The organism is Paenibacillus sp. Marseille-Q4541 (genome assembly GCF_018310695.1).
Classification (GTDB): domain Bacteria; phylum Bacillota; class Bacilli; order Paenibacillales; family Paenibacillaceae; genus Paenibacillus.
Genome location: NZ_JAGXCY010000064.1, coordinates 1 through 12,786, shown reverse-complemented (window position 1 = coordinate 12,786; position 12,786 = coordinate 1). Strand labels below are relative to the sequence as shown.

The following is a 12,786-nucleotide window of genomic DNA, read 5'->3' as shown; positions in this document are numbered from 1 at the left end:
ATCTTTGAGTTATCAAATGTTATATCTAAAAAATACTGATTAATATTTATTAGTTCTTATTAATATTTAGTACTATACGAATATGTTTTTATAATGTCAATATTTATTTTAAATTGGGCTGATGTAAGCTAACAGACAGTATTGATCAACTATAGAAATTATTTAGCTATTATTGCATTCAGATAATGTTGAAATTATGAGTGAATGAGAAAATGATGTTTGTGGTAGATGGAATTGGAGGGAAGGGGAATGTCTTTTATTAAAGGAATAGAATTATGCCGTCGATTTCATATCGAGATCGTTGAGCCTGTAATGACGAATAATTACTCTTTCTTGTCTTATTCATCGGCGCTAATTGGTCCTGGTAGCGAAGTTCTCGGATATGATACGGAAATGTCGACTGACCACGATTGGGTACCCCGGGTATATCTTTTTCTTGATCAACTAGATATCTGGTATTCAGAACACATACAATCAACTTTGCACGAACGAGCTCCAGAACAGTTCTATGGCTTTCCCATTGACTTAAGGAAGAGTGTAATTACTACGGTTCCGAGGTTCATCGAAAGTTACCTGGCTGTTAACAAAGATGAACGATTAGAACCGATAGATTGGCTAATGTTTCCTTCGCAGTCACTTCTCGAAATAACACGTGGGGAAGTTTATAGGGACGATAATGGTCAACTTTCCATATTACGCAAACAATTCGAATATTATCCTCACGATATTTGGTTATACCTTATGGCATCAGGTTGGCAGCGAATCGGTCAAGAAGAACATCTGATGCTTCGTTCGGGTTTTATAGGCGACGAACTTGGCTCGGCTATTATCGCATCACGCCTTGTCCGAGATATTATGAATCTTTGCTTTCTCATGGAGCGTCAATATGCACCCTATCCAAAATGGTTTGGTACTGCATTTAAACGTTTGAAATGTTCTGACCAAATATTTCCTTACCTTTGGACCGCTCAAACGGCAGTTACATGGAGAGAACGTGAGCATGCTTTGAATAATGTTTACAAACATCTATCAAGTATGCACAACGGACTAGGAATCACTGAAAAGATTCCTCATGAAGTTTCATACTTTTTTGATCGTCCCTTTAAAGTAATGAACGGTGAAGAAATTGCTAACCTCATCACAAATCAAATTGTGGATACAGACATTCAACAGTTATCCAAAAAACATTTGATTGGTAATATAGACCAAATCACAGACAACACAGATTTCAGAAATATGAATAAGTGGTCTGAGGGAGAAGGAGAATACGCAAGAAACGCTTTAAAAAAACTATATAAGCCCCGTTTGTAAGGATCAATATTTCAAATCCAAGAGGCTTCGACGGCGACCATTAAGCTAACGATAAATCATGATTCTTACCTGAATTTCTGTTAGAAATTCATCTTTATTTATTGTATCTCTGTTGTCGATTTCATATATTTCAAAAGGGTCACCAAGTAACTGGTGTCCTTTTTCTTTTGCAAAGGAAAGAACATCAAATATTTTATCTGAGCTTTGACGGTAGTCTCCTCGATAATAAAGAGAAAGATATTTACCTGCAGGGAGAACAAAATCGTATTCTGGGTCATCATAATTGAGAATAAAAAAGACAGAGTTAAATACGTCCTTTACACCCATGTATAGGTCCTCAACTGATACTGATGCTCCAAAGAGTTGATTACCGAAATCATGTATTATACTTTCATGCTTTTTATGTAGCTTTTTAATAGCAAAATCCATTTCTTCATCCCTGGTAATACGTGTGTCTAAATGCAAGCAAGGACGTTCCGGAAATGATTTTATTAAGAATTTACCTGTTGTAATTTGCATAGCGGAAGTTAGTACATTTATTCTTTCCTGGATCATATGTTGCTTAGTCTGAAGACTACGTAACTGTTCACGAATTAGATCTTGTTCTTTATGTAATAAATAGAGAGTATTGTCAATACTTTGGTGATCCAAATAATCTTTTATTTGTTGCATAGTAAAATCCAATTGGCGAAGATCACGGATAATGTTTAACTTGTATATGTCATTAAGACCGTAAAGTCTATATCCGTTAGTATCACGTCGAGGTACCAAAACACCTATTTTTTCATAATATCGCAAAGAATCTACACCGATTCCATATAACTTTGATATTTCATTGATCTTATAATAATTTTTCAATTTATTTATACCTTTCAAAATTTCTTACTTACTACAGCTTGACCCTAGTATTATACCAGGGTTTAGTGTGGTTTATACAAGATGAAAATTGTAAAACACCATGAAGTTGGAGTGAGTGCTTTGATTCAACAAGAGAGATTTGATCTAGTATTTGATCTTATGAAAGTATCCTTTCCCGAAATAGAGTATCGTGACTATAAAAGTCAAAAAAAGTTACTGTCCGATCGGCGTTACCACCTTCTGACAGAGGAGAATAAGCAGGGCGAAGTCATTGCATTTCTTGCAGGATGGGAGTTTGATACTTTTAGATACGTAGAGAATATTGCTGTTTCCCCATCGATACGGGGAGGGGGAATAGGTAAGCAATTAATGGAACGTTTTATGAAACAGTCTACTTTGCCAATCATATTGGAAGTCGAGGAGCCTCAAGATGAGTTGAAGCGGAGAAGAGTTCGATTTTATGAACGTCTTGGATTTTATTTAGGAGATTTTAAATATGTTCAGCCACCCCTGCGTGATGGGATGTCAGGTTTGCCTTTATGCATTATGAGTTATCCAGAGAGACTTACAGATTCCCAATTTAAATGTGTGAGAAATGTACTTTACAGGGAAGTGTACAACTTTCAGAAATGATTTAAAGCTATTATCATTGAAATGTTGTAATACTTCATGTGAATCGACCCAAACCCACTTTGTAATATTTATGAGGAGTCTATCTTTAATATATCTTGACAGGAATATTCCTTATTGAGTATATTGAGTTTGAGAGAAGACAAAACGAGAAACCATTAAATACAGAGGTGAGCACCATGTCATGAAAACATCCGGAATGGACATAACGATGCTGAGTGCTTTAGCTGAAACAAATCGTATGAATATCGTTCAATTGTTACGAGAGGGTCCTCTGGCCGTGGGAGAAATCGCCGAACAGCTGGGAATTCGCCAACCACAAGCGTCGAAGCATTTAAAAGTGCTCAGCGATTGCGGAATTGTGGAAGTACAAGTAGATGCGAACCGCCGGATCTACTCACTCCGGCCAGAGCCCTTCCAAGCGATGGATTTCTGGCTACAATCCTTCCGTCACATTATGGAAGAAAGATTAGATAACTTGGACAATTACCTCCGTGAGCTGCAGAACAAGCAAAAACCATAACAGCATTTTATTAGGAGGAATAAAAACTATGTCAAACAACGAAATGGTTTCGAGCGTAGAGAACGATCGAGTCCTGGTACTGGAGCGCGTATTTGATGCGCCGCGTGATCTCGTATTCCAGATGTTTAAGGAACCTGAGCATCTCAAACGTTGGTGGGGACCGAAGGGATGGGAGATACCGGTTTGTAACATCGATTTTCGTCCGGGAGGCGTATGGCACTACTGCATGAAGTGTGTTGATCAGGATCAAGGTCAATTTTACGGTATGGAATCATGGGGAAAAGGCGTTTATAAGGAAATTGTGGAGCCAGAGACGATTATCTACAACGACTACTTCTCGGATGCGGAAGGGAATATAAACGAGTCTATGCCATCGGCTCTAATTACCATAGAATTTATCGACTTGAGCGGCAAAACAAAATTGGTGAATCGTTCCAAATACCCATCGGCTGAGGCCCTGAAAAACGTTATGGACATGGGCATGCTACAAGGAATCACTGAAACCTGGAATCGCCTGGGCGAACTGTTGGAGTCGCTTAAGTAAAGATCTCGAAAGCACCGGATACCATTGTTAGTTTGATTGAGAATTTTGGGTCTAACCCGGAAAATAATCCATATGAGGAGTGTTTAAAAATGATTAATAAAATTGGCCAAGTAATGTTGTATGTGAGTAACCAAGACGAATCCAAAGGTTTTTGGACAGAAAAACTAGGATTTGAGGTCATTACTGAAGAAATCAATGGTCCGATGAAATGGATCGAAGTAGCTCCTAAGGGTGCAGCAACTAGCATTGTTCTTCATAATAAGGAATTCGTAGCTCAAATGAATCCTGAAATGAATCTAGGAACACCATCTCTCATGTACTTCACAGATAACTTTGATCAATTATATAGTGATTTGAAAAGCAAAAATGTAACGGTTGGAGAAATTGTTGAACTTCCGACTGGCAGAGTCTTTAACTTCGCGGATAATGAACAAAATTACTTTGCAGTAATGGAAAAATAGAATAATAAAAACGAAGAAACCATGTAACGAACCATCGAACATCTAGTTAAGGAAATTTATCGATTTTTAATTCTGTCTGTGAACAAAAACATAGTCCCTTTAGAGGTCGCCTATATGGCGGCTTTTTTGTTTGAAAGGAACAAGTTAGAGGAATCATTACGTAGTGATTGTGATCATAGTCATTGCGGTGCCACATTCTGCTTATCATAAATAATCAAAACCATGGGAAACCGGAAACCGTAAGCGCACTAATGACCCGTTCATAACATTCACCTCACATCAATTGAAATGGGGAAGCTTCCATTACCACATATAACCTTAATAAATCAATAGCTCGATCGGGTACTTTTCATGTATTTCACCGAGTTGTCAGAAAGAGTTGATCCTTTCTTGAACGTTTAGGGACGAAGATATGTCAGTGATTGAAATGCAATAAGAAACAGATATAATCAGGTACGTCTAGTACTTTGATTACATTACATTATATACCAGGCTCCATTAGGCTCATTAGCGCTCGCTTCAGTCAGTAACAAGCGATAGCAAAACGAAATGATCATTCACACCTTACTTTGTGAATTTTTTCTCTTTCCTCATACGAAGATAAGGAACGTCTAATAGACGGAACAAGTACCGATAACTTTGAGTCTGGCCAAACCTGATATTGAATGTAGTTTATCGACTAGCGGTTTTAGACCTAGCACCTTACGAAAATGAATCAGAGTTTGAAAGGAGGAAGTAAAGAATGGCAATTGATACGGTTCTATGGAGTAAGTTGGTTACAGGGATGACCCTGGGGTTCCACGTTATTTTTGCGACACTTGGTGTCGGTGTACCGTTAATGATCGCTATTGCTGAGTTTATCGGGATTCGTAAGAAGGATCCTCATTACATACTTATGGCGAAGAGGTGGTCACGAGGCTTTGTCATTTCTGTGGCAGTTGGTGTCGTAACAGGGACAGCGATTTCCTTACAGCTGGCTCTAGTATGGCCGAATTTTATGAAACTGGCGGGTAATGTTATTGCACTTCCGTTATTTATGGAAGTGTTCGCCTTCTTTTTTGAAGCTATCTTCCTAGGCATTTATTTGTATACATGGGAGCGGTTCAAAAATCCGTATATTCATTGGCTGCTGACAATTCCAATTGTCGTCGGGGCTGGTATGTCTGCTGTTTTTATTACGACGGTGAACGGATTCATGAACCAGCCTGGAGGCTTTCTGATGGAAGCGGGCCAATTCACAGCCGTGAACCCCGTGCAAGCAATGCTGAATACGGCGACCTTCTCCAAGGTGTTCCATGTGTTAAGCTCAGCCTATTTGACAGGAGCAGCCTTGTTAGCCGGAATAGCAGCCTTTACAATGCTCAGAAAAGGCGTGTCCCCATACCACAAAAAAGCCTTGAATCTTATGATGGCGGTAGTTTTGCTGTTCGGCATGCTGAACACATTTGCGGGAGATGTATCCGCCAAGTTTTTAGCCGAACATCAGCCAGAGAAGCTTGCAGCGGCCGAATGGCATTTTGAGACTGAAAGCGGCGCGGATTTGATTTTAATGGGATGGCTTAATGCAGAGCATGAAATTATAGGGGCCCTTCATTTACCGAAACTGCTCAGCTTCTTGGCCTTTGGAGACTTCAATGCAGAAGTAACGGGTTTGGAGGAATTCCCGCTCGATGAGCGTCCGCCACTTCTTGTGCATTACTTGTTTGATTTAATGGCCGGAATCGGATTTGCTTTGTTAGCAATTTCGCTCCTGTACTTCCTATTCGTGTTTTGGAAAAAGCGTAATGAGCTTAACAAGTGGCTGCTTCGTATCATTGCACTGAGCGCACCGCTTGCTTTTCTGGGGGTTGAGATGGGCTGGTTCTATGCAGAAATTGGGCGCCAGCCGTGGATTATCCGAGGATATATGCGTGTAGAGGAAGCGGCTACTTCTTCACCGCATGTGAGGATTTTATTTTTCCTGTTCTTACTCCTATACATCGTATTGGGCACCGTATGCGTTCTTGTGTTAAGACGCTTGTTTAACAATAATCCGGCTGAACTCGAGATGGAGAAATGGATGAAAGAGAAACCTAGTCAATCTACCGAAAAGGGGGAGGCTTCATAATGAGTTACGAATTGATTGGCATCTCGGTACTCTGGCTGTTCTTGTACGGCTATTTAATTGTAGCTTCCATTGATTTTGGGGCGGGTTTCTTTGCCTTCTATGCACGCTTGACGAAGCAGGATCACCTGATTAATCGTCTGATCTCCCGTTATTTATCACCAGTATGGGAGATTACCAATGTATTTTTTGTCTTTTTCTACATCGGCATCGTCGGATTTTTTCCGGATACGGCTTATTATTATGGCTCCGCACTGCTTGTTCCAGGGAGCATTGCAGTTATCCTGCTTGCGATTCGTGGTTCATTCTATGCTTTTGAAAATTACGGTTCCAAAAATAGTATCATTTATCTGTTTTTATACGGAGCCACAGGATTGCTTATTCCGGCTTCGTTATCAGTGGCGCTAACACTGTCTGAAGGCGGCTTTATCGTAAAGCAGGGAGAGACGGTTTCTCTGGATTACTGGGCACTGTTTACAAATCCTTTATCTTGGAGCATCGTTGGACTAGCGATCGTTTCAGTTTTGTTCATTAGCGCCTCATTTCTAACATTTTATGCTTCTCGGGCAGAGGATAAATCTGCATTGAAGCTGATGCGCAATTATGCCTTGTTCTGGAGCACACCGACGATTATTTTTGCTTTGACAGCATTTATTTATTTGGGTCAACACAATGAGCGGCATTTTCAAAATATGATGAATCTATGGTGGCTACTAGCGCTTTCCGTTGCTTTCTTCATGATTGCGATGTGGCTGTTATATAACGGACGCCGGTACGGATTAGCGTTTATATGCATTATGCTGCAATTTTTTAGCGCCTTTTTCGCTTACGGCATTGGGCAATACCCTTATATTCTTGATCCATACATCACAATTCAGAGCAGCGCCACATCACCATCGATGGGCTTGGCTCTAGTTATTGTATTTATTGGTGGTCTGTGCCTGTTGATCCCTTCACTTATTCTAGTCTTCAAACTTTTCCTGTTTGATGCGGATTATGTAAAAGGAAAAAAATAAAACGGATTGTTCCATAATGTCTGTGAGGGGTTCCCTTGCAGGCATTCATATATAAAGGAGGAGAGTTCTGTGAAGAGGAAATCCAGTCTGATCTCTCAGCAAATGTCTTTACAAAGGAAAAATATGATTCTCCTTTCTATCCTTTCTCTGGCGCTTGGTGTAGCTATTATTAGCCAGGCCGCATTACTTGCTGAAGCAGTCCAGCGGATTTTTGTGGAGAGAGCTTCCTTTTCATCGGTTGTTATGCTGCTTAGTATACTGCTGGCTGTTATGGCTGTACGCACACTGTTATCTTATGGAAATGGGAAAATTGGCTTGCATATGGCTTCCCGTGCAAAGACGAATATGCGAGCAGCAGTGCTACAAAACCTAACCCATGCTTCCATGTCTTCATCCCTTAGTGGGCAGACGGGAGGAAAGGTCAGCATTGCTTTGGATGCTGTGGATGAAGCTGACAGTTATTTCAGTCAGTACATGCCGCGTATGCTAGAAGCAGCTATGATCCCGATTTTGATTTTAATCGTTACGTTTATCCAACATCCCAACTCAGGTTTCATTATGCTGTTTACAGCTCCGTTTATCCCGTTGTTTATGATTTTGGTGGGGCTGAAAACGAAGAACAAATCAGAAGAAAAATATGCCCAACTGGCCGAGTTTTCTGGGACGTTTCTTGATTCTCTTCAAGGGCTGGTTACATTGAAAATATTTGGACGTGCTCACCGCCAGCAGCAGGAAATTGAACGCAGCAGTCTAGGTTACCGTGATGCCACGATGGATATTTTGAAGATCGCGTTCACGAATACCTTCATGCTGGAATCGATTGTAATGCTAAGCATTGGCGTTGTTGCGCTGGAACTTGCGATTCAGTTGCTCGTTTTCAAATCGATGACGTTCCATACCGCCTTTTTCATTTTGTTGCTTGTTCCTGAGTTTTACAGCCTGCTGAAAAATACGGGAACGGCCTTCCACAGCGGTCGTACAAGCATGGGAGCGGTACGTAAGGTGGAAACCATGCTTGCAGAATCGAACGCCAAAAGCACTCAAACCGAGAGCGGAGAGGGAGTGGACTCAAACGAAAGAAACGATTGGATGGTGGAGCCGGAAGGGTTCGGACGAGTCCATACAAAGGTGTCTCCAATGCCACCATCCATTGAACTGGACAATGTCCGGTTTAAGTATGCACCTGATTCATTTGAGCTTGAGGTAGGCCAAATCTCGATTGGGTCAGGAGAACACATTGCCATTGTTGGCAAAAGCGGCTCCGGAAAAACGACCTTGCTCCATCTCCTTTCCGGCTTATTGCAACCAGTGACGGGAGAGGTACTGGTGAACGGAAAACCACTCTCGCAATACGATGAGTCTGCATGGTTTGAACATGTCGGCTACATAACACAACATCCGTATATTTTTGCAGGCACATTTGCAGAAAATATTGCAATTGGTGCTAGTCGGAACGTCTCTAGAGCAGAAATTGAGCAGGCGGCGGAGGAAGCCGGACTTGTTGCGGTTGTAGCGCATTTGGAGCAGGGATTGGATACCTTTGTTGGTGAAGGGGGCAGGGGACTGTCTGGTGGAGAAAAACAAAGGCTTGCTTTGGCACGCGCTTTTTTGAAGCGACCTGCCATCATTTTGTTTGATGAACCCACAGTGGGACTGGATTTGCACACCGAGTGGGTACTGCAACGCTCCATTGCCACACTGGCAAAAACGGCGACGATGATTACGGTAGCTCACCGGTTATATACGATTCAACATGCAGACAAAATTTTGTTTATGGACAATGGAGTGTTATTGGGTTCGGGGCGGCATGACGAGCTTTTAGAGCAACTTCCACATTATGCTGAGATGGTTGATGCTCAACGAAAAGGAGGGTTAGCATGAATGAACTAGCTATTCTGTCAAAGGCGATGATTCAGGAGCGCAAAGATATCGTACTATCGATTTTGGGCGGATTTATCGCGGGTATAGCCGGCGTGGCCCTTTTTTCAGCGAGCGGGTATCTCATTTCGCAAACGGTCTTTGCGCCACCGCTTTATACATTGATTATACTCACCTCACTGGTCAAGCTGCTTGGTCTGCTTCGAGCGGCGAGTCGTTACGGAGAACGCTTGTATTCTCACCGGGCGACGTTCTCCATGCTTAGCCGTTTGCGCACATCCTTTTTTGCCAAGCTTATTCCTTTAGCGCCTGGTATATTGAACAGAAATCGAAGTGGGGATCTGCTTGCCCGGATCGTTGGAGATGTGGAAAGTTTGCAAAATTATTTTTTGCGCGTCGCTTATCCTCCAATCATTGTCGTCATGGTTTTTTTGGCTACGATGTTATTTACTTCTGTCTTTTCATTCTGGATTACGTGCTTGTTTGTACTAGGCATGCTGGCAACGGCATTGATTGTGCCGGGAATAGTTTTGCGAGGCCAGCGGAAAATACATGGACGGGTTCGGCAGCAACGGGCATTGCTTTCCACGGAAGTAACTGAAGTATTGTATGGTTTCCGGGATTTGAAAGTATACGGGCAATTGGCACAACGAGAGCAGCAGCTACAGCAGACTTCTGCTGTATTAGCAACTGAGCAACAAAGAGCAGCCGGGCACTTGCTTCTCGGGCAATCGATGCACGCCTTTGTTACTTTTCTCGTTTCCTGGGGCGTACTGGCGCTCGGCGCCATTTTAATTATGAACGGAGAGCTTGCTGGCGTGTTTCTTGCCATGCTGGTCATGGCTTCACTTACAGTATTTGAAGAAGCGACAGTTATGGCTACATTACCCGTGTATAAGCAGGATAGCGAACACGCAGCTAAACGACTGACCGAAACGGTACAAACCTCAGATGTACAGTCTTCGCAACAAGGTAGCGCGTTATCAGTTGATCATCCCGTTTCGATCGAGCTATCTGGTGTTACGTTTCAATATGAAGGGGAATGGAGACCCGCGCTGAGTGATATTAACCTGCATATGTTACCTGGCTCCAAAACGGCGATTGTCGGACCAAGCGGATCAGGAAAGTCCACAATTATTGAATTGCTGCTCAAGCTGCGTACAACATCGGCTGGCGAAATACGATTAAACGATGCTTCATTGAAGGAACTGGATGAGAGGAGCATTTGGCAATCCGCTAATGTGGTGTTGCAGCATAGTCATTTCTTCCAGGGAACGATCCGGGATAACCTCCTGCTGAATGGAGAAGAGTATTCTGACGAACAATTGCTGGATATGCTGGCTAAAGTACAGCTGCCGAATACATCTTTGACTGATATGGTGTATGAAAAAGGGGAGAATATGTCGGATGGGGAGAAGCAGCGGCTGGCTCTTGCTCGTGCGATGCTACACAAAGGACAGTTTTGGCTTCTGGACGAACCAACGTCCTCGATGGATTACGTGACAGAGCAACGCGTATTGCAGCATCTTTTTGTACAGGCGGCTGAAGATACGCTTCTCTTAATTTGTCATCGGCTTACTGGACTGGAAGAGATGGATCAGATTGTGGTCATGGACCAAGGCAGAGTAGTGGAAACGGGTTCCTATTCGGAGTTGATGGACCAAAGAGGCTATTTTTATGAGATGAAGAAAATTGAGCGGCAAATGATCGGAGAAATTTGAGTGTAAAAGAGCAAGTTATGCTTTGATCATGGCGAGCGCAAGTATGAATCAGGTGCAAAAAGAACGGCTTTCGTTACTACTCCGAAAGCCGTTCTTAGCCTGTTTAACGATTGCGTGTCTGAATGGACAAGTCATAGAGCGGGAAGATAAAAAGTAATAAATTTAATACCATCCATAAGAACTTTTGTTCTGTACTTTCTGATAGAATGATGTAGGTAGTACCTAGTAATTAGAGAGAAAATCTATAGGAGGGAATTGCCCTAAGCTCGCACCGATTAAAGTTGGCTTGTTAGCAATTATGATATATACAATAATTTACTATGTATTTTGTTAGTTATTTACATAAATTATAATATCTGTTATTTTTTTCTTGGAGGTGATATCGAAATTTACTAATTAGTAAATGCGTTATCTACTATATTTACTTTCAAGGAGGATAATAATGAAAAGACGAACAAAAGTATTTTTAGCAAGTGTTACAGCATTTACTGCTTTTAGTACTACTGCTTTTGGATGGAGCTATTCAGATTATTCTAAAGGTTCTTATGTCCCTAAATCTGGTACGGGTGTACCTTCGCTAGTTACAAGTAGTGGAGTTACTCGTCTAGCAACATGGGTCAGTTTCAAATTTGACGCTACCAACCGTACTAGTATATTGGACTATAATGATGGCGGAGATAATCCAGGTACTGCCTGTGACAATTCAAAAGCTTATTTTACGCTAGATCAGACTGCCGTCCCAGATTCAAATAATCTTGAAATTGATGCTGATGAAATACTAACAAATTTACCTAGTCCTAAGTTGGATATTGAAGATAATAATTTTTTTGGACAAGATGATGAATCCGAGGTTACAGCTTTAGGAACTATCAATACAACTACAACTTATTATATGGAAACAAGATGGAATGATTTAAGGGATGGTGGTTCTGGAGATAGTGGTAAAATCCAGGCTCAAATGGGGATCAGTGAGAAAGGACTTACTGACTATAATAATTGCACTCAATCCACTGCAATTCAACATACCTTTACTTATGGGGACAACTTAGGCTCAATGCCCACAGCTCTATCCAATACGCAAGAGGTTGAGAATACAGTGATTAATACTTCTGAGAGTGAAACCTCATTCGACGCTATTTCACAATACAAAGCCATAGATTCGACTAATATAACAGAATATGTGAACAATAATAAAAACACTGCCAGTGATTTAGGCGAGAAAAATATTGAAGATATCGCCGTAACTATTACTTTTGATACTCCTGTTGATTTTTCTGTAGTGAAAGAGCTTGCAGCTACTAGTAACCTGAATGTAGAATATATAGAAGCAAGAGGTATTGACGAAAACGGAGATAGAGTTACGTCCTTTAGTCAAGGACTTAATGAAGTCTCTATGAAGAGCGAAAATGTTGTTATAGATTTTAAAGGATATACTGCTCTGCAAGCTAAAGTAGATTCCTCTTCTTTAAAATCACTGACAAACACAGACAAAATTTATTCTGCTGATGTTAGTGGCGATAATTCTATTACTAACTCACAAACCGACAGCTACCCTGTTTCTTTAACATGGTTAAGAGAAGATTACCAAGCTAAATAATATCTGAATTAAGGAGGATTAGATGATTTATATAATTTTGTGTATATTAATATCTATCTTATCCTTATATCTTTTGAAAAGAATTGGTTTTAAATATTATTTAAGCTCTGCTGTCAGTTTGCTGACTCTGCTATCATTCATAG

The 12,786-nt window shown here is 41.2% G+C and carries 11 protein-coding genes; 10 read left to right on the top strand and 1 reads right to left on the bottom strand.

The window, feature by feature from the left end:
- The first annotated feature begins 249 nt into the window (after window positions 1-249).
- Window positions 250-1,311 (top strand): DUF4037 domain-containing protein, encoded by a 1,062-nt coding sequence (locus KFT32_RS26660; protein WP_211750374.1) that lies wholly within the window; start codon window positions 250-252, stop codon window positions 1,309-1,311.
- Between the two features lie 45 nt (window positions 1,312-1,356).
- Here the strand turns inward: KFT32_RS26660 and KFT32_RS26655 are convergent, their stop codons facing one another.
- Complete coding sequence (locus tag KFT32_RS26655) at window positions 1,357-2,169, bottom strand: MerR family transcriptional regulator (RefSeq protein WP_211750373.1); 813 nt, start codon at window positions 2,167-2,169, stop codon at window positions 1,357-1,359.
- 81 nt (window positions 2,170-2,250) lie between these two features.
- On the opposite strand from KFT32_RS26655, the gene KFT32_RS26650 reads away from it, so the two are divergent.
- From KFT32_RS26650 to KFT32_RS26610, 9 genes are all read left to right on the top strand, one after another.
- Window positions 2,251-2,802, top strand: a complete 552-nt coding sequence (locus KFT32_RS26650) for a GNAT family N-acetyltransferase (protein ID WP_211750372.1) — start codon at window positions 2,251-2,253, stop codon at window positions 2,800-2,802.
- A 181-nt stretch (window positions 2,803-2,983) separates the two neighbouring features.
- The gene (locus tag KFT32_RS26645; protein ID WP_211750371.1) at window positions 2,984-3,322 is read left to right on the top strand and encodes an ArsR/SmtB family transcription factor; all 339 of its coding nucleotides are present in this window, start codon (window positions 2,984-2,986) and stop codon (window positions 3,320-3,322) included.
- Window positions 3,323-3,350: 28 nt separating this feature from the next.
- A complete protein-coding gene (locus KFT32_RS26640) occupies window positions 3,351-3,866 on the top strand; it encodes an SRPBCC domain-containing protein (protein ID WP_211750370.1) in 516 nt (171 codons plus the stop codon).
- A gap of 89 nt (window positions 3,867-3,955) precedes the next feature.
- Window positions 3,956-4,327, top strand: a complete 372-nt coding sequence (locus KFT32_RS26635) for a VOC family protein (protein ID WP_211750369.1) — start codon at window positions 3,956-3,958, stop codon at window positions 4,325-4,327.
- A 742-nt stretch (window positions 4,328-5,069) separates the two neighbouring features.
- Complete coding sequence (locus tag KFT32_RS26630) at window positions 5,070-6,434, top strand: cytochrome ubiquinol oxidase subunit I (RefSeq protein WP_211750368.1); 1,365 nt, start codon at window positions 5,070-5,072, stop codon at window positions 6,432-6,434.
- Complete coding sequence (locus KFT32_RS26625; RefSeq protein WP_211750367.1) at window positions 6,434-7,447, top strand: cytochrome d ubiquinol oxidase subunit II; 1,014 nt, start codon at window positions 6,434-6,436, stop codon at window positions 7,445-7,447. The genes KFT32_RS26630 and KFT32_RS26625 overlap by 1 nt, the downstream gene beginning before the upstream one ends.
- 69 nt (window positions 7,448-7,516) lie before the next feature.
- Complete coding sequence (cydD, locus tag KFT32_RS26620; RefSeq protein ID WP_211750366.1) at window positions 7,517-9,328, top strand: thiol reductant ABC exporter subunit CydD; 1,812 nt, start codon at window positions 7,517-7,519, stop codon at window positions 9,326-9,328.
- On the top strand, window positions 9,325-11,046 hold the full coding sequence (cydC, locus tag KFT32_RS26615; RefSeq protein WP_211750365.1) for a thiol reductant ABC exporter subunit CydC: 1,722 nt from the start codon (window positions 9,325-9,327) through the stop codon (window positions 11,044-11,046). The genes cydD and cydC overlap by 4 nt, the downstream gene beginning before the upstream one ends.
- Before the next feature lie 442 nt (window positions 11,047-11,488).
- Window positions 11,489-12,643, top strand: coding sequence for a hypothetical protein (locus tag KFT32_RS26610; RefSeq protein WP_211750364.1), 1,155 nt, complete (start codon window positions 11,489-11,491; stop codon window positions 12,641-12,643).
- The last annotated feature ends 143 nt before the right edge of the window (window positions 12,644-12,786 follow it).